At 69.4% G+C, this 20,059-nt stretch carries 18 protein-coding genes and 1 tRNA gene; 7 read left to right on the forward strand and 12 right to left on the reverse strand.

The window, feature by feature from the left end:
• Positions 1-16: 16 nt before the first annotated feature.
• From ABD346_RS01545 to ABD346_RS01565, 5 genes are all read right to left on the reverse strand, one after another.
• Positions 17-931, reverse strand: coding sequence for a J domain-containing protein (locus ABD346_RS01545; protein ID WP_344370825.1), 915 nt, complete (start codon positions 929-931; stop codon positions 17-19).
• 51 nt (positions 932-982) lie between these two features.
• The gene (locus ABD346_RS01550; protein ID WP_344370827.1) at positions 983-2,458 is read right to left on the reverse strand and encodes a DUF2252 domain-containing protein; all 1,476 of its coding nucleotides are present in this window, start codon (positions 2,456-2,458) and stop codon (positions 983-985) included.
• 254 nt (positions 2,459-2,712) lie between these two features.
• A complete protein-coding gene (locus tag ABD346_RS01555; protein WP_344370828.1) occupies positions 2,713-3,372 on the reverse strand; it encodes a response regulator transcription factor in 660 nt (219 codons plus the stop codon).
• Between the two features lie 91 nt (positions 3,373-3,463).
• Positions 3,464-5,158 (reverse strand): sensor histidine kinase, encoded by a 1,695-nt coding sequence (locus ABD346_RS01560; protein ID WP_344370831.1) that lies wholly within the window; start codon positions 5,156-5,158, stop codon positions 3,464-3,466.
• Between the two features lie 271 nt (positions 5,159-5,429).
• Positions 5,430-5,512, reverse strand: a tRNA-Leu gene (locus tag ABD346_RS01565).
• A 378-nt stretch (positions 5,513-5,890) separates the two neighbouring features.
• On the opposite strand from ABD346_RS01565, the gene ABD346_RS01570 reads away from it, so the two are divergent.
• The 6 genes from ABD346_RS01570 to pknB all read left to right on the forward strand — a co-directional run bounded on the left by ABD346_RS01570 (position 5,891) and on the right by pknB (position 14,048).
• On the forward strand, positions 5,891-6,760 hold the full coding sequence (locus ABD346_RS01570; protein ID WP_344370834.1) for an FHA domain-containing protein: 870 nt from the start codon (positions 5,891-5,893) through the stop codon (positions 6,758-6,760).
• Between the two features lie 10 nt (positions 6,761-6,770).
• Entirely contained in the window at positions 6,771-7,307 is a 537-nt protein-coding gene (locus ABD346_RS01575) for an FHA domain-containing protein FhaB/FipA (RefSeq protein WP_161248201.1), read from the forward strand.
• A gap of 129 nt (positions 7,308-7,436) precedes the next feature.
• Positions 7,437-8,918 (forward strand): Stp1/IreP family PP2C-type Ser/Thr phosphatase, encoded by a 1,482-nt coding sequence (locus tag ABD346_RS01580; protein ID WP_381225221.1) that lies wholly within the window; start codon positions 7,437-7,439, stop codon positions 8,916-8,918.
• 26 nt (positions 8,919-8,944) lie between these two features.
• Positions 8,945-10,366, forward strand: a complete 1,422-nt coding sequence (locus ABD346_RS01585; protein ID WP_344370837.1) for an FtsW/RodA/SpoVE family cell cycle protein — start codon at positions 8,945-8,947, stop codon at positions 10,364-10,366.
• The gene (locus ABD346_RS01590; protein ID WP_344370838.1) at positions 10,363-11,823 is read left to right on the forward strand and encodes a penicillin-binding transpeptidase domain-containing protein; all 1,461 of its coding nucleotides are present in this window, start codon (positions 10,363-10,365) and stop codon (positions 11,821-11,823) included. Before ABD346_RS01585 ends, ABD346_RS01590 begins: the two co-directional genes overlap by 4 nt.
• A gap of 188 nt (positions 11,824-12,011) precedes the next feature.
• Complete coding sequence (pknB, locus tag ABD346_RS01595) at positions 12,012-14,048, forward strand: Stk1 family PASTA domain-containing Ser/Thr kinase (RefSeq protein WP_344370840.1); 2,037 nt, start codon at positions 12,012-12,014, stop codon at positions 14,046-14,048.
• Between the two features lie 112 nt (positions 14,049-14,160).
• Here pknB and ABD346_RS01600 read toward each other — a convergent pair whose 3' ends face one another.
• From ABD346_RS01600 to ABD346_RS01625, 6 genes are all read right to left on the reverse strand, one after another.
• Positions 14,161-14,901 (reverse strand): class E sortase, encoded by a 741-nt coding sequence (locus ABD346_RS01600; protein WP_344370842.1) that lies wholly within the window; start codon positions 14,899-14,901, stop codon positions 14,161-14,163.
• Positions 14,902-14,927: 26 nt separating this feature from the next.
• Positions 14,928-16,169 carry a class E sortase gene (locus ABD346_RS01605; RefSeq protein ID WP_381225215.1) on the reverse strand — a complete coding sequence of 414 codons (1,242 nt, stop codon included), beginning with the start codon at positions 16,167-16,169 and terminating at the stop codon, positions 14,928-14,930.
• Positions 16,100-16,738, reverse strand: coding sequence for an aminodeoxychorismate/anthranilate synthase component II (locus ABD346_RS01610; protein WP_189969819.1), 639 nt, complete (start codon positions 16,736-16,738; stop codon positions 16,100-16,102). Before ABD346_RS01610 ends, ABD346_RS01605 begins: the two co-directional genes overlap by 70 nt.
• Positions 16,735-16,914, reverse strand: a complete 180-nt coding sequence (locus ABD346_RS01615; RefSeq protein WP_053724737.1) for a hypothetical protein — start codon at positions 16,912-16,914, stop codon at positions 16,735-16,737. The genes ABD346_RS01610 and ABD346_RS01615 overlap by 4 nt, the downstream gene beginning before the upstream one ends.
• Positions 16,915-16,982: 68 nt before the next feature.
• Positions 16,983-17,666 carry a class E sortase gene (locus ABD346_RS01620; protein WP_344370846.1) on the reverse strand — a complete coding sequence of 228 codons (684 nt, stop codon included), beginning with the start codon at positions 17,664-17,666 and terminating at the stop codon, positions 16,983-16,985.
• Positions 17,667-17,688: 22 nt separating this feature from the next.
• The gene (locus tag ABD346_RS01625; RefSeq protein ID WP_344370848.1) at positions 17,689-18,468 is read right to left on the reverse strand and encodes a DUF881 domain-containing protein; all 780 of its coding nucleotides are present in this window, start codon (positions 18,466-18,468) and stop codon (positions 17,689-17,691) included.
• A gap of 137 nt (positions 18,469-18,605) precedes the next feature.
• On the opposite strand from ABD346_RS01625, the gene crgA reads away from it, so the two are divergent.
• Complete coding sequence (crgA, locus tag ABD346_RS01630; protein ID WP_053724735.1) at positions 18,606-18,860, forward strand: cell division protein CrgA; 255 nt, start codon at positions 18,606-18,608, stop codon at positions 18,858-18,860.
• Positions 18,861-19,138: 278 nt separating this feature from the next.
• Here the strand turns inward: crgA and ABD346_RS01635 are convergent, their stop codons facing one another.
• Positions 19,139-20,026 (reverse strand): rhomboid family intramembrane serine protease, encoded by an 888-nt coding sequence (locus tag ABD346_RS01635; RefSeq protein ID WP_344370850.1) that lies wholly within the window; start codon positions 20,024-20,026, stop codon positions 19,139-19,141.
• Positions 20,027-20,059: the final 33 nt, after the last annotated feature.

Raw genomic sequence — 20,059 nt, forward strand, 5'->3', positions numbered from 1 at the left:
GCAGGTCCCCCGAACGCTACTGCACCAGCTTCGCGAGCTCAGCCTCACGACCGGCCACCTCGGCCAGCAACTGCTCGGCGATCTCCTCGAGGAGCCGGTCCGGATCGTCCGGCGCCATCCGCAGCATCGAACCGATCGCGCTGTCCTCCAGCTCCCGGGCCAGCAGCGCCAGCAACTCCTTGCGCCGGCTCAGCCACTCAAGACGCGCGTACAGCTCCTCGCTCTCGCTGGGCCGCACCTCGGCCGGCACGGGGCCTGCCGCCCACTCCTCGGCCAGCTCCCGCAGCAGCGCCTCGTCACCACGCCCGTACGCGGCATTGACCCGGGCGATGAACTCGTCCCGCCGCTCCCGCTCGGCCTCGTCCTGCGCCAGATCCGGGTGCGCCTTGCGGGCCAGCTCGCGATACAGCCTGCGCACCTCCTCGCTCGGCCGGACCCGCTTGGGCGGCCGCACCGGCTGGTCGGTGAGCATCGAGGCGGCCTCGGGGGAAAGGCCGTCCGAGTCCATCCAGTCGTGGAACAGTTCGTCGACCCCCGGCATGGGCATGACCGCCGCCCGCGCCTCCCGCGCCTTGCGGAGGTCCTCGGGATCACCGCTCTGTACGGCCCTGGCCTCGGCGATCTGCGCGTCCAGCTCATCGAGCCGGGCATACATCGGGCCGAGCTTCTGATGGTGCAGCCGGGAGAAGTTCTCCACCTCGACCCGGAAGGTCTCCACCGCGATCTCGAACTCGATCAGCGCCTGCTCGGCCGCCCGCACCGCCCGCTCGAGCCGGGCCTCGGGCCGCTCACCCGCAGTCGGCGTCCCCCCTTGCGCCGTGCCGCCCCCGGCGCCCTCACCCCATGGCGTGCCCGGCTCGCCCCCCGAACCAGGGGTGGTCAGCGGGTCCTCGTTCCGGGCAGTCGTACCGCCGGCAGCTTCGTCCGTCACGGCTCCAGCGTACGGGCGGGGGGAGGGGGAGGGCCCCTCCCCCTCCCCCCCTCAAACCCCCAGTTCTGCCGCGATCCGCCCGTCCCGTACGGCCGCGGTCAGTACCGCGTGGTCGGCCTCCGTGCGGTCGGCGTAGGTCACCGCGAAGGCGGCCACCGCTTCGTCGAGCTCCTCGTTCTTTCCGCAGTACCCGGCTATCAGGCGCGGGTCGACGCTGTGCGCATGCGCCCGGGCGAGCAGCGCGCCCGTCATGCGCCCGTAGTCGTCGAGCTGGTCGGCGGCGAGCGCGGCGGGGTCCACGCTGCCCTTGCGGTTCCTGAACTGCCGCACCTGGAAGGGCCGTTCGTCCACGGTCGTCCAGCCGAGCAGAATGTCGCTGACCACCTGCATCCGCTTCTGCCCGAGCACCACGCGGCGCCCTTCGTGCCCGGCATCGGGCGTCTTGAACCCGGCTTTCGCCAGATGCGGCAGCAGCGCCGAAGGCCTGGCCTCCTTGACCTGAAGCACGAGCGGCTCTCCCCGGTGGTCGAGCAGCAGCACCACATACGACCGTGTTCCGACGCTCCCCGTGCCGACCACCCGGAAGGCCACGTCGTGGATCGCGTACCGGGCGAGCAGCGGCAGCCGGTCCTCGGACAGGGTGCCCAGGTACTGCTCCAGCGAGGCGGCGACCGTTGCCGCCTCGGCGTCGGTCACGCGGCGCAGCACCGGCAGCGCGTCGGCGAAGTGCCGGCTGCCGTCCTCGCCCTGCTCGGTCGCCTTGGTGGCGAAGCGCGCGCTGGTGTTGTTGCGGGCCTTTTCGGAGACCCGTTCCAGGGTGCCGAGCAGGTCGTGGGCGTCGGCGTGGGAGACGAGCTCCTCGTCGGCTATCGCGTTCCACGCGTCGAGGACCGGCAGCTTGGCGAGCAGGCGCATGGTGCGGCGGTAGGCCCCGACCGCGTCGAACGCCGCTGCCCGGCAGGTGACCTCGTCCGCGCCGGCCTCCCGGCCCGCCAGGACCAGCGAGGCTGCCAGCCGTTTCACGTCCCATTCCCAGGGGCCGGTCACGGTCTCGTCGAAGTCGTTCAGGTCGATGACGAGGCTGCCGCGTGCGTCGCCGTACAGACCGAAGTTGGCCGCGTGAGCGTCGCCGCATATCTGCGTGCCGACGCCGGTGACGGGTGTGCCGACCAGGTCGTGTGCCATCAGTCCGGCCGAGCCGCGCAGGAACGCGAAGGGGCTCGCGGCCATGCGGCCCACGCGTATCGGCGTGAGCTCGGGCACCCGGCCTGCGTTGGATTCCTCCACCGCGCGGACGGCGTCCGGCCGGTCGGCCGAGAGGACCAGCGAGTCGTGCGAGGCGCGCGGGAACCGGTCCCGCAGCGCCTTCCCTTCGGCCTTGGGCGATCCCTGCGTCCGTCGGTTTCCCGTTCCCGGTGCGTGCGGGCGCCGGGCGAATCCGGGGACCTCGGGGATCCGTCCCCGCCCGTCCTTCGCCCCTGCCGCCCCGGCCCGCTGTGCCGGAACCACCATGTCGACCTCGCCCATGGCGTGCCGCCTCCCCCGTCTCGTACAACGTCCCTGTGCAGCGCTCTCGTACACCATCAAGAGCTCAACTGCCCCTGACGGTACAGGCGCTGGCGAAAGCCCGTCTCCCCCTGTGGACAACTTTGCGGACGACCGGAATCCGCTTGTGTCGACCGCCTCGGCACAGGAGCTCGCCGGCACTCCTCTCGACGGCGGGACATCCTGCCGTTTCACGTGAAACGGCTGAGCCGCCCGGCGGAGCCCAGCCCAGCCGCCTACAACCCCGCGTCCCGCGCCAGCAGCGCCGCCTGGACCCGGTTCTCGCAGTCCAGCTTCGCCAGGATGCGACTGACGTACGTCTTCACCGTGGCCTCGCTCATGTGGAGCCGCTTGCCGGCATCCGCGTTGGACAGCCCTTCGCCCAACAGCACCAGGACGTCCCGCTCGCGCTCGGACAGCACGCCGACCCGGCGCCGGGCTTCGTCGGCGCGGGCCGCGGCCCGGCCCGTGGCGAGCTGGTCGACGACGTGCCGGGTGGCGGCGGGCGAGAGGTAGGCGTCGCCCGCGGCCGCGGCGCGTACCGCGCGGATCAGTTCGGCGGGCGCGGTGTCCTTGAGGAGGAATCCGGCACCGCCGTGTTCCAGGGCACGCAGGACGTTCTCCCGCTCCCCGAACGTGGTGAGGATGATCACTCGCGCCGCCGGTACGGTCCGGCGCAGCTCGGCCAGGGCGCTCAGGCCGTCCATCTCGGGCATCTGGATGTCGAGCAGCACCACGTCCACGGCGTGGGAGCGGGCGAGCTCGACGGCTTCGCGGCCGTTGGTGGCCTCCGCGACGACGTCGATCGCCGCGTCCGAGGTGAGGATCATGCGGATCCCGGCCCGGATGAGGGGCTCGTCGTCGGCGATCACGACCCTGATGCGTGGTCCCGTCACACCCAAATCCTGTCCTGATCCTCTTCTGTACGCCGCCGGGCCGCACCCGAGCGAGCCTGCCCGGGTCGGCCCCGGCCGCCCCTCGTCGCCGCTAGCGCGCCACTTCGTACGACTTCTTCTCGATCAGCTTGCCGTCCTTGAAGCAGAACCGGAACACCGGCTCGGTCTTGAGGCCCTCGCCGGTGTCGGAGGACATCAGGACCAGGCACTGGGAGCCTTCCGGTTCGGCGGGACCCTTTCCGGCGAGGCCGGAGGTCAGCACGGTGTCGCCGCTCGGCAGCTCGTCGCGGACCTCCGCCTCGGGCGTGCCGACCTTGATCCTTTCGTATTCGGACGGGTCGATCATGCCTTTCTCGGCCGATCCGGCGAGGAAGAAGAGGCCCACTCCGGCCGCGATCGCGAGCAGTACCACCGCCCCCACGGCGATGCCGCAGCCCAGCGCGACGCCTCCTGCCCTGTTTCTGCCGCCCATGCCCAGCTCCTTCTCCGCGATGTTCCAGTCCACGACCGGACCACCGTCGCCGAGAGGCGGGGCGGGTGACTGCTGTCGGAAGTCGTCGGGGGCGTCGACGAACGTCGCGGCCTCGGCCGCCCCGTAGGGCAGCACGCCGGCGACGCGGAAGCCACCGTCATCGGTGGGGCCGGTGTGCACCATGCCGCCGACGAGCCGGGCGCGCTCGTGCAGCCCGGTGAGGCCCTGGCCTCCGCTGACCACTTCACCGGCCTGGTCGGCGGCCGCGCGGTCGACGACCCCATTGACGACCTCGACGACGAAGGAGTCCGGTTCGTAGCGCAGTTCCACGGTGATCGGGGCGCCGGGTGCGTGCTTGTACGCGTTGGTGAGGGCCTCCTGGACGATCCTGTACGCCGCGTGGTCGCCGGCGGCGGCCAGGGTGCGGGGCTCGCCGCCGACGCGCAGTTCCACGGTGTTCCCGGCGGCACGCGCGGCTGTCACCAGCGCCTGGATTCCGGCGGTACCGCGGGCGGCGGACTGGGCTCCGTCGGGCGCGGCAGGGGCTTCGATGCCGTCGCGCAGAATGCCGACGACCTCGCGCAGTTCATGCATCGCGGCGACCGAGGCCTGTCGCAGCACGCCGACGGCCTCGCGCTGGCGGCCGGTCAGTTCGGGGTCGACTTCGAGGGCGCCGGTGTGCACGGAGATGAGGGCGAGCTGGTGGCCGAGGCTGTCGTGCATGTCCTGGGCGATGCGCTGGCGTTCGCGCAGCCGGGCCTGGCCCGCGACCATGGCGCGTTCGCGGAGCAGTTGGGCGTTGTGTTCGCGCACGGCGCTCAGCAGGGTGCGCCGCTGGGACCAGTACCGGCTGGTGAGGCCGGGTACGACGGCCACGGCCAGGAAGAACAGGGTGCTGAAGACACCCATGAGGATGGGCTGTGCGATGGGCCACAGGGTGATGACGCCGAGCACCTGGTAGATGACGAAGGCGGCCGTGAAGGCGGCGAGGGCCCGTCCCGCCCCGACGATGCGACGCCCCGCGGACCAGGCCGCGACCATCAGGAGCGGGGCGGTCTCGCCGGCCTCCATGGACAGGGCGGCCGCCGCGAGCAGCACGCTCGCCGGCAGGGAGCGGCGCAGCAGCGACAGCACCGCCACGCCGAAGGCGACGGCCGCGGCCCTCAGGGGGCCTCCGGCCAGCAGCCCGATCCCGCCCGCCATCAGGGCCAGTACGAGCGCGAGCGCGGCCTCGCCGGCGATCCGGCGCCGCGTCCAGGGCTCGGGCCCCTTCAGCAGGCGCCATCCGCTACAGACCCTCGATGACACATCCACGCCCGCACCCTAGGCAGCGCGGCCCCCCGGGGACGGCTCTCTTTCGTCGCGCCTCGCCGCGACAAAAGTCGATCTGTTCGAGGCACCTCGGGCCCTTCATGGGTTTGCCCGCCCTGGAACGCGACATATGACACAGAAGAAACTGCAAGAAGGGACAGGACGCGTGAGAGAGAACATCGTGAGACAGGGCGTGGGACGCGGGCACCCGCACGGAGTCCGGACATACGAAGGAAGCCCCGCAGATCCGGGGATCTGCGGGGCTTCCGACTTGTGCGCGAGGGGGGATTTGAACCCCCACGTCCCGAAGGACACTGGCACCTGAAGCCAGCGCGTCTGCCGTTCCGCCACTCGCGCAAGAGTGGTGTGCTGGGCTCTCTCACTTTTCGGTGCGATTGCCTGGCGACGTCGAGAAGATTAGCACGCTGCGCAGGGTGGATTCACATCCGTTGTTTGCGGCGACCCTGGTGGACAGGAGCAGATCAGGAGAGAGGCAACCCCCGGCATCGTTACCCGCTCCTCCTGAGTGCACCCCGGGTGCGGGACACTGTCGGGAAGCCACCTCTACGATCCGTACGAGAGGTGCGTGTGAGAGGTGACACTCGTCCACAAGGCACAGAAGGGGAACCAGCCGATTTCCCGACGCGTGGATACGATCAGTAAGCAGTACCAAGAGAGTGACCCGGAGCAGAACCGGCAGCAACACCAGGACGGCAACGACGGAGGAGGTGCCCCATGGGAGTCCTGAAGCGTTTCGAGCAGCGTCTCGAAGGCCTGGTCAACGGCACCTTCGCGAAGGTCTTCAAGTCCGAGGTCCAGCCCGTCGAGATCGCCGGCGCGCTCCAGCGCGAGTGCGACAACAACGCGTCGATCTGGAACCGGGACCGCACGGTCGTCCCCAATGATTTCATCGTCGAGCTCAGCGCTCCGGACTTCGAGCGGCTCAGCCCGTACTCGGGCCAGCTCGGCGACGAGCTGTCCGGCCTGGTGCGCGACTACGCGAAGCAGCAGCGCTACAGCTTCATGGGCCCGATCAAGGTGCACCTGGAGAAGGCCGAGGACCTCGACACCGGTCTGTACCGGGTGCGCAGCCGCACACTCGCGTCCAGCACCGACCAGCAGGCCCAGCAGGGTCCCCAGGGCTCCGGCCCCGGTGCCCCGCAGCGTCCCGCGCCCGCGGCCCCTCAGGGCGGCCGTGGGGGCTACGGCTACCCGCCGGCCGCCGCCCCGCCCATGCCCGCGGCGCCGCCTCCGGGCCGCCCGGGCGCCTCGCCCGCCGACCGCCGTCCGGCGGCTCCGGGGCCGATGCCGGGCGGGCACGGCCAGGTGCGACGCTGGATCGAGATCAATGGCACCCGCCACCAGATCTCCCGCCCGACTCTGGTCCTTGGCCGCAGCACCGATGCGGATGTGAGGATCGACGATCCCGGCGTCTCGCGCCGGCACTGTGAGATCCGGACCGGAACGCCCCCGACGATCCAGGATCTCGGGTCCACCAACGGCATCGTGGTGGACGGGCAGCACACCACCCGCGCTACGCTCCGCGACGGCTCGCGGATCGTCGTGGGCAGCACCACCATCGTTTACCGGCAAGCCGAAGGGTGAAGCGGGGGCAATGTCAGAGCTGACCCTCACGGTCATGCGGTTGGGTTTCCTCGCCGTACTGTGGCTGTTCGTCATCGTGGCCGTCCAGGTCATTCGCAGCGACCTGTTCGGTACGCGCGTCACCCAGCGCGGTTCGCGCCGGGGCAATGACGCGAACCGGCAGCAGCAGACCGGCAGGCAGGCCGCCGCGGCCGCCGCACCACCGCCCCAGCGCGGCCAGCAGCAGGGTGGCGGCGGGCGGCAGCGCCGTGGCGCCCCCACCAAGCTGGTCGTCTCCGAGGGCACCCTCACCGGCACCACGGTCGCGCTCCAGGGCCAGACCGTCACGCTGGGCCGGGCGCACGATTCGACGATCGTCCTGGACGACGACTACGCGTCGAGCCGTCATGCCAGGATCTACCCGGACCGGGACGGCAATTGGATCGTCGAGGATCTCGGGTCCACCAACGGCACCTATCTGGACCGGACCCGGCTCACCACCCCGACCCCGATTCCGCTGGGCGCGCCGATCCGCATCGGCAAGACCGTCATCGAGCTGCGGAAGTAGTACGACAATGAGCGAGCGGAGCGAGCGAGCCGCGGCGGTCCCCAGGGACCGGGACGGGCTCCCGACCGGAGGGTGGGCAGTGTGGCTCGACATGACCGGCTGTACCCCGAGCCGACAGGCGAGGTGCGCATGAGTCTCTCCCTGCGTTTCGCCGCCGGATCGCACAAAGGCATGATCCGCGAGGGGAACGAGGACTCCGGTTACGCCGGTCCCCGTCTCCTCGCCATCGCCGACGGCATGGGCGGTCAGGCCGCCGGTGAGGTCGCCTCCTCCGAGGTGATCTCCACCCTTGTCACGCTCGACGACGACGTACCCGGCTCGGACATCCTCACCTCGCTGGGCACCGCCGTGCAGCGGGCCAACGACCAGCTGCGCATGATGGTCGAGGAGGACCCCCAGCTGGAGGGGATGGGCACCACGCTCACCGCTCTGCTGTGGACGGGTCAGCGCCTTGGCCTCGTGCACGTCGGCGACTCGCGCGCCTATCTGCTGCGCGACGGCGTCCTCACCCAGATCACCCAGGACCACACCTGGGTGCAGCGGCTGGTCGACGAGGGCCGCATCACCGAGGAAGAGGCCACCACCCATCCGCAGCGCTCGCTCCTGATGCGCGCGCTGGGCAGCGGCGACCACGTCGAGCCCGATCTGTCGATCCGTGAAGTGCGGGCCGGCGACCGGTACTTGATCTGCTCCGACGGCCTGTCGGGCGTGGTCTCCCACCAGACGATGGAGGAGACCCTCGCCAGCTACCAGGGCCCGCAGGAGACGGTGCAGGAGCTGATCCAGCTCGCGCTGCGCGGCGGCGGCCCCGACAACATCACGGTGATCATCGCCGATGTGCTCGACGTCGACTCCGGGGACACCCTGGCGGGGCAGCTCAACGACACCCCGGTCATCGTGGGCGCGGTCGCCGAGAACCAGCTGCAGCTGAACGACGGCGGCGCCATGCAGACCCCGGCGGGCCGCGCCTCCGGGCTCGGCCGCCCCGCGCCCTCGCCCCCGGGCGGCTTCGGCCCGCCCGGCAGCGGTGACGACGGCGGCGGCTACGGCAGCCCGCCCGAGGGCGCCTTCGGGTCGTACACCGACGAGGACTTCGTCAAGCCGCGTCGGCGCGGCAAGGGCCGGTGGATCCGCCGGTCCCTGTACATCGTGCTGGCCCTCGCGGTCGTCGGCGGCGGTCTGTACGGCGGCTACCGCTGGACGCAGACGCAGTACTACATCGGCACCAACAGCGACGGTACGCCGCACGTGGCGCTGTACCGGGGCATCAGCCAGGACCTGGCGTGGGTGAAGCTCTCCAAGGTGGAGACCGATCACCCCGAGATCGAACTCAAGTACCTTCCGCAGTACCAGCGCAACCAGATCGACTCGACGATCGCCGCGAGCAGCCTCGACAAGGCGCAGGCCAAGATCAAGGAGTTCGCGACCCAGGCGTCCGCCTGCCAGAAGGAGGAGGCGCGCCGCGCCGCCGAGAGCAACAACGCCTCGAAGCCCGGCACGGGCGCCACCGGCGCCCCGTCCAGCAATCCCACCACCACCGCATCTCCCACACCCGGCCCCAGCCTCTCGGAGGACGAGCAGAAGCTGGTCTCGCAGTGCGGTAAGCAGTAGGCAGCCGTAGGGGGCCTTTCCACACCATGAGCGTTGTCACCAACACGACCACCATTGGCGCGATCGAAGCACCGAGCCGCCGCAACACCGAGCTGGCCCTGCTGATCTTCGCGGTTGCCATCCCGGTGTTCGCGTACGCCAACGTGGGGCTTGCCATGACCGGCAAGCTTCCCTCCGGCATGCTCGGATACGGTCTGGGTCTGGGCCTGATGGCGGGTGTGGCGCACTTGGTGGTGCGCAAGTTCGCCAAGTACGCCGATCCGCTGCTGCTGCCGCTCGCGACGCTGCTCAACGGGCTCGGCCTGGTGCTGATCTGGCGCCTCGACCAGTCGCCGCGGCTGATCCAGCGTGCGAAGAACGCCTGGGGCAAGTTCTCCCCGGACGCCCCCCACCAGCTGCTGTTCACCGCGATCGGCGTCGCCCTGTTCATCGGCGTGCTGCTGCTGCTCAAGGACCACCGGATCCTGCAGCGGTACACGTACATCTCGATGGCGGCCGCGCTGTTCCTGCTGGTCATTCCGATGTTCTTCCCGGCCGTCAACGGCGCCAAGATCTGGATCTCGATTCCGGGTCTGGGCACCATCCAGCCCGGCGAGTTCGCGAAGATCATCATCGCGATCTTCTTCTCCGGCTACCTGATGGTGAAGCGGGACGCGCTCGCGCTGGCCAGCCGGCGCTTCATGGGCCTGTACCTGCCGCGCGGCCGTGACCTCGGCCCGATCCTGGTCATCTGGGCGCTGTCGATCCTGATCCTCGTCTTCGAGACCGACCTCGGCACTTCGTTGCTGTTCTTCGGCCTGTTCGTCGTCATGCTGTACGTCGCCACCGAACGGACCAGCTGGATCGTGTTCGGTCTGCTGATGTCGGCGGTCGGCGCGGTGGCGGTGGCCTCCTTCGAGCCCCACGTCCAGTCGCGCGTGAACGCCTGGCTCGACCCGTTCGCCTGCTACAAGACCGACAAGACCGGCGCCTGCCAGCAGATCGGCGACGCGATCCTGTCGTTCGGCTCCGGCGGCACCCTCGGCACCGGACTCGGCCAGGGCAACTCCGACCTCATCGGCTTCGCCGCCAACGCAGACTTCATCCTCTCCACCGTCGGTGAGGAGCTGGGCCTGGCCGGAATGATGGCGCTGCTGCTGATCTACGGCCTGATCGTGGAGCGCGGGGTGCGCACCGCGCTCGCCGCCCGCGACCCGTTCGGCAAGCTGCTGGCGATCGGCCTCTCGGGCGCCTTCGCGCTCCAGGTCTTCGTCGTGGCCGGCGGTGTGATGGGCCTCATCCCGCTGACCGGCATGACGATGCCGTTCCTCGCGCAGGGCGGTTCGTCCGTCATCGCGAACTGGGCCCTGATCGGCATCCTCATCCGGATCAGCGACACCGCGCGCCGCCCCGCGCCGGCCCCCGCCCCGTCCCCCGACGCCGAGATGACCCAGGTGGTCCGACCGTGAACAAGCCCCTGCGCAGGATCGCTATCTTCTGCGGGCTGCTCATCCTCTCGCTGATGATCCGCGACAACTGGCTCCAGTACGTCCGGGCCGACGAGCTGAACGCGAGCGACTTCAACCGCCGCGTCCAGATCGAGCGGTTCGCCCACGAGCGCGGCAACATCATCACGGCCGACGGCCAGACGATCACCGGCTCCACGGAGACCTCGGGCACCGACTTCAAGTACAAGCGGGTCTGGAAGGACGGCCCCATGTGGTCGCCGGTCACCGGATACGCCTCGCAGATCTTCGACGCCTCCCAGCTGGAGAAGATCGAGGACGGCATCCTGTCGGGTACCGACAACCGGCTCTTCTTCGACCGCACCCTGTCGATGTTCACCGGCGAGAAGAAGCAGGGCGGCAACGTCGTCACCACCCTGAACAGCGCCGCCCAGAAGGCCGCGTTCCAGGGCCTCGGCGACAAGAAGGGCGCGGTCGCGGCGATCAACCCGCAGACCGGCGCCATCCTCGCGCTGGCCTCGACGCCGTCGTACGACCCGTCCGTGTTCGCGGGCAACACCAACAAGGACGGCAGCAACTACAAGACGCTGCTCGACGACAAGAACCAGCCCATGCTGAACCGGGCACTGCGCCAGACCTACCCGCCGGGCTCCACCTTCAAGGTGGTCACCGCGGCTGCGGCTCTGGAGAACGGCCTGTACACCGACATTGACGCGCCGACGCGCTCGCCGATGCCGTTCAAGCTGCCGCTGTCCACCAAGAACCTGGACAACGAGGGCAACATCCCCTGCGAGAACGCCACGCTCAAGGTGGCTCTCCAATTCTCCTGCAACACGGTCTTCGGCAAGATCAGCGACGATCTCGGCAACGACAAGATGAAGGCCGAGGCCGAGAAGTTCGGCTTCAACAAGCAGATCTTCAACCCGGTCCGCACGGACGCCAGCGTCTACCCGAAGGACGACCGCCCGCAGAACGCGATGGCGGGCATCGGGCAGGCCTCCAACCGTGCGACCCCGCTCCAGATGGCCATGGTCGCCGCCGCCGTCGCCAATGACGGCAAGCTGATGAAGCCGTACATGGTCGACCAGCTCCAGGCGCCCAACGTGGACGTGCTCTCCAAGACCCAGCCGGAGCAGATGAGCCAGCCGCTGTCGGCCGCCAACGCCCAGAAGCTCCAGAAGATGATGGAGTTCGTGGTCACCGACGGCACCGGCACCAACGCCCAGATCACCGGCGTTACCGTCGGTGGCAAGACCGGTACCGCCCAGCACGGCGTCGACAACAACGGCAACCCGTACGCCTGGTTCATCTCCTACGCCAAGTCCGGGGACGGCTCCCCGGTCGCGGTCGCCGTGGTGATCGAAGGCTCCGACACGACCCGCGACGACATCGCGGGCGGCAAGCTGGCGGCCCCCATCGCCAAGAACGTGATGAAGGCCGTGCTCGACAGCAAGAAGTGATCCGGGCTGTTTCACGTGAAACGGTCGCTCGTTTCACATGAAACATCACACGTGCCCTGTACCGGTCCGGTATCAGGTGACGGTCGCGAGCTGATCGGCTTGCGGTGCCCGGTAGCGTATGCGCGAACAGCACACCGCCGGACCACCCATGGGTACGGTCGGGACAGACGGAGAGGGCTGGATTAGCTATGGAAGAGCCGCGTCGCCTCGGCGGCCGGTACGAGCTGGGCCAGGTGCTCGGCCGTGGTGGCATGGCCGAGGTCTACCTCGCGCACGACACCCGGCTCGGCCGCACCGTCGCCGTGAAGACGCTGCGGGCCGACCTCGCCCGCGACCCGTCCTTCCAGGCCCGGTTCCGCCGTGAGGCCCAGTCGGCCGCCTCGCTCAACCACCCGGCGATCGTCGCTGTCTACGACACCGGCGAGGACTACGTCGACAACGTCTCCATCCCGTACATCGTGATGGAGTACGTCGACGGTTCGACCCTGCGTGAGCTGCTGCACTCCGGGCGCAAGCTGCTGCCCGAGCGCACCCTGGAAATGACCATCGGCATCCTCCAGGCGCTCGAGTACTCGCACCGCAACGGAATCGTCCACCGCGACATCAAGCCGGCGAACGTCATGCTGACGCGCACCGGCCAGGTCAAGGTCATGGACTTCGGCATCGCCCGCGCCATGGGCGACTCCGGCATGACGATGACGCAGACGGCCGCCGTGATCGGCACCGCCCAGTACCTCTCCCCGGAGCAGGCCAAGGGCGAGCAGGTTGACGCGCGAAGCGACCTGTACTCGACGGGCTGCCTGCTGTACGAGCTGCTCACCGTCCGGCCGCCCTTCGTCGGGGACTCGCCGGTCGCCGTGGCCTACCAGCACGTACGCGAGGAGCCGCAGCCTCCTTCGAACTTCGATGCCGAGATCACGCCCGAGATGGACGCCATCGTCCTGAAGGCGCTGGTCAAGGACCCCGACTACCGCTACCAGTCGGCGGACGAGATGCGCGCCGACATCGAGGCCTACCTCGACGGCCAGCCGGTCGCCGCAACCGCCGCCCTGGGCGCGGTCGGCTACGGCAACGGGTACGACGGCTACAACAACGGCTATGGCAACGACCAGCCGACCACCGCGCTGCGCCAGGCCGACTCGGGTGCGGGCCAGACCTCGATGCTGCCGCCGGTCAATCCGGACGACGGCGGCTACGGCTACGACGACCGCCCCGCGCGCCGCCGCCAGAAGAAGTCCCACACCTCGACGGTCCTGCTGATCCTGGCGGGCGTCTTGGTGCTGGTCGGCGCGATCCTGATCGGCAAGTCCGTCTTCAGCGGCAGCGCCGACAGCACCACGGTGAACGTGCCCAACCTCGTCGGCAACAGCCAAGGCGACGCGGAGAAGCTGGCGACCAACGCCGGCGTCAAGATGTCCGTGAGCAAGAACGAGCCGTGCGCCGACCAGCCCAAGGGCAACATCTGCACGCAGACCCCGGCGAACGGCAACATGAAGAAGGGCGAGACCGTCTCGGTCACCGTCTCCACGGGCGCGCCCAAGATCGAGGTTCCGGACGTCACGCAGAAGGACAAGGACAGCGCCACTCAGCTGCTCCAGACCAAGGGCTTCCAGGTGAAGACCAAGGACGTCGAGTCCAGCTCGGCGCCGGGCACGGTCGTCAGCCAGGACCCGACGGGCGGTTCGCAGGCGGAGAAGAACTCGACGGTCACGCTTCAGATCGCCAAGAAGCAGACCACGAAGATGCCTGATGTGACGGGTTCGGACTACAACACCGCGATCCAGCAGCTCAGCGCTCTCGGCTTCACGAACGTCTCCCGCCAGGACGTGGACTCCACGGACAAGCCGCTCAACCAGGTCGTCTCGATGACCCCGACCGGCAACACCAACCAGCCCAAGGACGTCCAGATCGTCCTGAAGGTCTCCAAGGGCCCGCAGAGCCAGACTCCGCCCGGCGGCCAGGTGGCCATTCCGCAGGGTCTGGTCCTGAAGACCGTGAAGAACGCCACGCAGATCCTGAACGACGCCGGATTCAGCAACATCCAGTTCACGCCGGGCAGTTCCAACGACGAGAAGGCGCGCGTCACAGCGGTCACGCCCGGCTCGGGCACGATGGTCGACCCGAACCAGCCGGTCACGCTGACGACGGTCGGCGGGTCCCAGGGCCAGGACGGCGGCAGCAACTTCCCGTTCGGCGGGCCCACCGGCGGCGGACCGCTGACCTAACCCGCCACCGCGCTCAGCACTGAGCCCCGGCACCCACACAGGGTGCCGGGGCTCAGTGGCGTACTGGATCCATCTCAGAGCCGTACGAGCGGTGCCGTGGCAACTCGGCGTACTACTTGCGCAGTTCGGCCGGCAAAGTGCGCTTGGCGTCGACCTTCTCGGTGCGCACCAGCTCGCCCCACACGATGTAGCGGTACTTCGAGGTGTAGACCGGGGTGCAGGTCGTCAACGTGATGTACTGGCCGGGCTTCTTGGCGCCCGACTCCTTCGGGACCGGCTGCAGGACGTCGACGTTGTACTTCGACGTCTCGGTCAGCTCCGCGAACACCTTGTAGACGTACCAGGTGTCCTTGGTCTCGAAGACGACCGGATCGCCGGTCTTCACCTTGTCGATGTTGTGGAACTTGGCGCCGTGGCCGTCCCGGTGGGCGGCGAGCGTGAAGTTGCCGTCCTTGCCCGCGCCGGGCAGCGTCGCCTTGACCGGGTCCGTGTAGTAGCCGGCCACACCGCCGTTGAGGACGTCGGTGTCGGTGCCCTTCTTGACGAGCACTTCGCCGTTCTTCATCGCAGGCACGTGCAGGAAGCCGATGCCGCCCTTGGTGTCGAGGGCGCCGGGTCCGGCGGAGGCCGCCCAGTCGCGGCGCACGCTGTCGCCCTGCGCGGACGCCTCACGGTCGGCCATGACGTTCGTCCACCACAGCGAGTAGACGACGAACAGGCCGAGCACCAGGCCCGCCGTGATGAGGAGTTCACCGAAGACGCTGATGACGCCCGCGACAACGCCGCGGCCGCGCCGAGCCGGAGCGGGTTCGGGCGTGCCGGTCCGCTCCTCGTGGTCGGTTTCTGTCGCCACCGCACCCGCCCCTGCTGTCCGTTCGGTCATTCCACGAGCGCGTCGGGCTTGCCCTTGCTGCGCGGTCGGTCGTCGACCATCTTGCCCCACACGATCAGCCGGTAGGTACTCGTGAATTCCGGCGTACAGGTCGTCAGCGTCAGATAGCGGCCGGGCTTGGTGAATCCGGAGCCGGCGGGGATCGGCTTGAGCACCGACACGTTCGCCGGCGACGTCTGCGGGAGCTCGCTGGTGATCTCGTAGGTGTAGTACGCGTCCTGCGTCTCGACGACGACCTTGTCGCCCGCCTTCAGCCGGTTGATGTACCGGAAGGGCTCGCCATGGGTGTTGCGGTGGGCGGCGACCGCGAAGTTGCCGGTCGCGTCCCCCGGCATGGCCGTCTTGAGGGAGCCTTCGTCGTAGTGGCCGATCATGCCCTTGTCGAGGACCTTCGCCTTGCTGGTGCCCTGCGCGATGGGGGCGACGATGTCCAGCTTGGGGATGTGCATGAGGGCGAAGCCCTGGCCGGGTGCGAACGTGCCGGGCTTGCGGCCGTCCGCCCAGTCCTGCGCGATCTTCTTGGCGGCGCTGCCCGCCTCCTGGTGTGCGCGGACGTTCGTCCACCACAGCTGGTAGGTCACGAACAGGAGCATCACCACGCCCAGCGTGATGAAGGCCTCGCCCAGGATCCGGCTGGCGATCACCGCCGCGCTGTCCTTACGGGCCTTGGCCGCCCTGCGCGCCTCGGCCCGGGTGAGCCGCCGCCCGTCCGGCTCGGGAACGGGAGCGGGAGCCGCACGCCCCTTGCCCTTGGCGGCCCTGCGCCGCTCGGCCCGCCCTCCGGTGGCCGGCGGGACCGCGGTGGCCGATGGCACCTCGGTGGCCGGCGGGACGGATATCGGATCCGGGACGGGTATCCCGGGCAATGCCTGGTACTGCGGTGCGACCGGCTCGGCTATCGGCTCCTGTGCCGGATACCAGTCCTGCTGGGATGCCACGGGGCCCGGCCCGTACCACTCCTGAGTCTCCGTCAGCGGCCCGGGAGCAGGCGCCTCCAAAGGCTCACCCGGAGACTCGCCCACAGGCCCGGATACGGGCTCCTGTACGGGGGCTGAAGCTTCGGGTGGCAGGTTGTCGGCCCGGAACCAGGGCGATCCGTGCCCGCCCGATGGCAGCGGGTCCGTCAGCGGGTCGTACTCGTGCTCCGGACGCACCGAAGTCACGCCGCGGCCTTGCCCACCACCGGCGCGAGCCCCGCCGACCGCTCGACGGCCCCCGCGTCCCCGCATCGGACCAGCCAGTTGGCCAGCATGCGGTGGCCGTGCTCGGTCAGGACCGACTCGGGGTGGAACTGGACGCCCTCGACCGGCAGTTCACGGTGGCGCAGCCCCATGATGATGCCGTCCTCGGTGCGGGCGGTGACTTCGAGCTCGCCCGGCAGGGTCGCCGGCTCGGCGGCCAGCGAGTGGTAGCGGGTCGCCGTGAAAGGTGAGGGGAGCCCCGCGAAAACGCCTGTGCCCTGGTGCAGCACCGGCGACGTCTTGCCGTGCAGCAGCTCGGGGGCCCGGCCCACGACACCGCCGTACGCGACCATCATCGACTGCATACCGAGACAGACGCCGAACACGGGGACGCCGGTTGCGGCACAGTGGCGCACCATGTCGACGCAGACGCCCGCCTGTTCGGGCGCGCCGGGGCCGGGGGAGAGCAGGACGCCGTCGAAGCCGTCCTGGGCGTGTCCGAGGGAGACCTCGTCGTTGCGGACGACCTCGCACTCGGCGCCGAGCTGGTACAGGTACTGGACCAGGTTGAAGACGAAGCTGTCGTAGTTGTCGACTACGAGAATGCGCGCGCTCACCGGGCTGCCGTCCCCATCCCCTGGTCCACCGTCACGTCGTTGAACGGGAGCAGCGGCTCCGCCCACGGGAAGACGTACTGGAAGAGCACGTAGACGATCACGAGCACCATCGCGAGCGAGATGAGCGCCCGCAGCCACGCGTTGCCCGGCAGATGCCGCCAGATCCAGCCGTACATGCTGTCCCCGCTGTCCCTTCCGACGATCGTTACGGCACCAGACTAAGGGGCCCGGCTGTGGTTGGGGGTCAGCCGTCCAAAGCTGTGGGTTTGCCCTGCGTCACAGGCAGCGTGGAGTCGAGGTGCCCCCAGACGATCAGCCGGTGGCTGCTGCCCCATTCCGGGTCGCAGGTGGTCAGGGTCAGATAGCGGCCCGGTGAGCGGAACGGCGACTTGGCGGGGACGGGGTCGATGACGCCGACGTCGCTGGGCACGGTCCGGTAGGGCTTGTTGTCGATGCGGTAGGTGTACCAGGTGGTGTCGTCGCGCAGGACGACCGCGTCGCCGGGCCGCAGCTCCGGGAAGTCCTTGAACGGGTCGCCGTAGGTGCGCCGGTGGCCGGCGACGGAGAAGTTGCCCTGCCGGCCGAGCTGCGCGGTGTTGGCGTAGTGGCCGAGGCCCTTCTGGAGGTCCTTGACGGCGGTGCCTTCGAGGACGGGCCTGTGCCAGTCCTTGCCGAGCCGGGGGATGTACATGACGGCGAAGGAGCGGCCCTCGCTGTACGCGGGCGGCGGAGCGGCCTTCTGCGGCGCGGCCGGAAGGGGCGGCGGGGACTGCGCCCACTGCTGCTGCAGGCCGGATATCTGGTCGCTCGCGGCGTTGTCGGCCTTCACGCCCGTCCAGTACAGGAGGTACACGACGAACAGGACGATCAGGGTGCCGACGGTGAGGCACAGTTCGCTGAAGGTCCTCACGACGATCCGCACGGACATCGGAGATGCCCCCTCCCGCGCGCTACTTCACCGGTTTCGCGTAGTGGAGATCCACTGTGCCCGAGTAGGCGGCGAGAGTCATCGTCTTGTGCTCGTCGACTTTCCAGCCGAGCCCGTAGGCCTTCACGTACAGCTGGTAGTTCTGGATCGCCTTGGAGGCGTTCAGCGCCCCGCGCAGCTTCCCGGTGTCCCCGACCGCCGTGATCTTGTACGGGGGCGAGTAGACGCGGCCCTGGAGGATCAGGGTGTTGCCGACGCAGCGCACCGCGCTGGTGGCGATCAGGCGCTGGTCCATGACCTGGATGCCCTGGGCGCCGCCCTGCCACAGCGCGTTGACGACGGCCTGGAGGTCCTGCTGGTGAATGACGAGGTCGTTGGCCTGCGGCGCGGGATAGCCGGGGGCCGCGGTGGCGTTGGGCGGGGCGTCGTTGAGCGTGACGGTCAGGCCCTTGCCGGAGACCGGAGCGGTGCCCGAGGCGTCCTTGAGGCCGTTGAGGAGCTGGTCCTGGGCCTTGGTGGAGCCGTCGTCGCGCTGGGCCAGCGCGTCGACGTCGCCGCGCAGGGCCGCGGTGGAGTCGCCGAGCTCCTTGTTCTTGTGGTCGCGCTGCTTGATCAGGTCCGACAGCTTCAGGAGTGAGGCGTCGGTGCGGATGTTGGTGCCCTTGGCCGTGTTGAAGCTGGTGACGAAGATGAGGCCGGCGAGCGCGAACACGGCGGCGGAGAGCAGCCGTACGGGGCGGGCGCGCAGGCGGCGCCGGGGCTGCTCGGGGACCCGGTCGGGGGAGTCGGCAGAATTGCTCAACGTACCCTTATCTCCTTCGGCGCCACGGAAGCACTACGCTAACGGACGCTTGGGGGAGGCTTCCCCCGCAGTCCCGTCCCCCGGCGCCGCCACAGTTCCCTGCGCGGTCACGCAGCGCATCGACAGGAGAGTTCCTCGTGCCGAAGTCACGTATCCGCAAGAAGGCCGATTTCACGCCGCCGCCCGCGAAGCAGGCGACCGCCATCAAACTGGGCAGCCGCGGCTGGGTGGCCCCGGTGATGCTGGCGTTCTTCCTCATCGGGCTCGCCTGGATCGTCCTCTTCTATGTGACCGAGGGAGACCTGCCGCTCAAGGCGCTCGGCAACTGGAACATCGTCGTCGGCTTCGGCTTCATCGCGGGCGGCTTCGGCGTCTCCACGCAGTGGAAGTAGCGCTGTTCGCGTAGGGGGTGGGAGCGGCGAAAGCAAGCTCTGCCCCCAGTTATCCACAGCGCTATCCACGGGGAGTGGATAACTCAGACGATCTGTGGATAACTTCCGGAAGGTTGACGCCGGTGTGACTGGTTCCGCCGGTCTCCACATCCCATGCGCCCCTTGCCCCGCCTGGAAAGACCCAGGTCAGGAGCGAGGGGCGCAGGTGTTCCCCACCCGGTGCACAAGTTCGGGCACCCTCTGTGGACAACTCTGGGGAAAGCTCGTACCCGCTGTGGTCAGGTGAGCTGCGCGGTGCGGATCAGCACCATGACGACCGAGACCGCGAGGACCAGCGCACAGGTCCCCCACTGCACCGGGCCGCGCCGCTGGGCCGGGGCGTGGACCATGCCGATGCCGACCAGAACACCGGCCACCAGACCGCCCACGTGCGCCTGCCAGGCGATGCCCGACCACGTGAACGTAATGATCAGGTTGACCACGAGCAGCCCGATGACCGGACGCATGTCGTACTTCATCCGCCGCATCAGCACCGCCATGGCGCCGAACAGGCCGAAGATCGCGCCGGACGCGCCGAGGGAGGGCTCGTTGGGGGCGGCGAGAAGATACGTCAGTGCGCCGCCCGCCAGGCCCGACACGAAGTACAGCGCCAGATAGCGCGCCCGGCCGAGCGCCGCCTCCAGAGGGCCGCCGAGCCACCACAGGCTGAGCATGTTGAAGGCGATGTGGATGTAGCTGGCGTGCAGGAACATCGAGGTCAGCAGCCGGTACCACTGGCCCTCGGCCACGCCCTGCACGCCGTCGAAGCCCTGCACCGGCCATCCGCCCAGCAGGTAGAACGCGCCGGTGAACCGGAACCCGACGATTTGCTGCACCACGAACGCGGCGACGTTGATCCCGATCAGGATCTTGGTGAACAGCTGCGGGTCGCCCGCCGCCAGAGTCCCGCCCGCCAGCGTGCGCGGCTGGTTCGCCGTACGGGCGTGGCCGGTGCCGGAGCCGGAGCGCACGCAGTCGGGGCACTGGAAGCCGACGGAGGCGCTGATCATGCACTCGGGGCAGATCGGGCGCTCGCAGCGGGCACAGCGGATGCCCGTGTGCACCCCGGGGTGCCGGTAGCAGCCGGGCAGGCCGGCCTGACGCGCCTGGTCCTCTTCCTGGTTCATCGGGCTCCCTCGTCCTCGTGCAGCAGCTCCGCC

The organism is Streptomyces mauvecolor, from assembly GCF_039532965.1.
GTDB lineage: Bacteria > Actinomycetota > Actinomycetes > Streptomycetales > Streptomycetaceae > Streptomyces > Streptomyces violascens.

What these genes read in the sequence shown, in the direction of transcription:
- ABD346_RS01550 (WP_344370827.1), bottom strand. Translation starts at nt 2,458, where the DNA reads ATGGGCGAGGTCGACATGGTGGTTCCGGCACAGCGGGCCGGGGCGGCA.
- ABD346_RS01570 (WP_344370834.1), top strand. Translation starts at nt 5,891, where the DNA reads ATGGGAGTCCTGAAGCGTTTCGAGCAGCGTCTCGAAGGCCTGGTCAAC.
- ABD346_RS01575 (WP_161248201.1), top strand. Translation starts at nt 6,771, where the DNA reads ATGTCAGAGCTGACCCTCACGGTCATGCGGTTGGGTTTCCTCGCCGTA.
- ABD346_RS01580 (WP_381225221.1), top strand. Translation starts at nt 7,437, where the DNA reads ATGAGTCTCTCCCTGCGTTTCGCCGCCGGATCGCACAAAGGCATGATC.
- ABD346_RS01585 (WP_344370837.1), top strand. Translation starts at nt 8,945, where the DNA reads ATGAGCGTTGTCACCAACACGACCACCATTGGCGCGATCGAAGCACCG.
- pknB (WP_344370840.1), top strand. Translation starts at nt 12,012, where the DNA reads ATGGAAGAGCCGCGTCGCCTCGGCGGCCGGTACGAGCTGGGCCAGGTG.
- ABD346_RS01605 (WP_381225215.1), bottom strand. Translation starts at nt 16,169, where the DNA reads ATGCGGGGACGCGGGGGCCGTCGAGCGGTCGGCGGGGCTCGCGCCGGT.
- ABD346_RS01615 (WP_053724737.1), bottom strand. Translation starts at nt 16,914, where the DNA reads ATGTACGGCTGGATCTGGCGGCATCTGCCGGGCAACGCGTGGCTGCGG.
- ABD346_RS01620 (WP_344370846.1), bottom strand. Translation starts at nt 17,666, where the DNA reads ATGTCCGTGCGGATCGTCGTGAGGACCTTCAGCGAACTGTGCCTCACC.
- ABD346_RS01635 (WP_344370850.1), bottom strand. Translation starts at nt 20,026, where the DNA reads ATGAACCAGGAAGAGGACCAGGCGCGTCAGGCCGGCCTGCCCGGCTGC.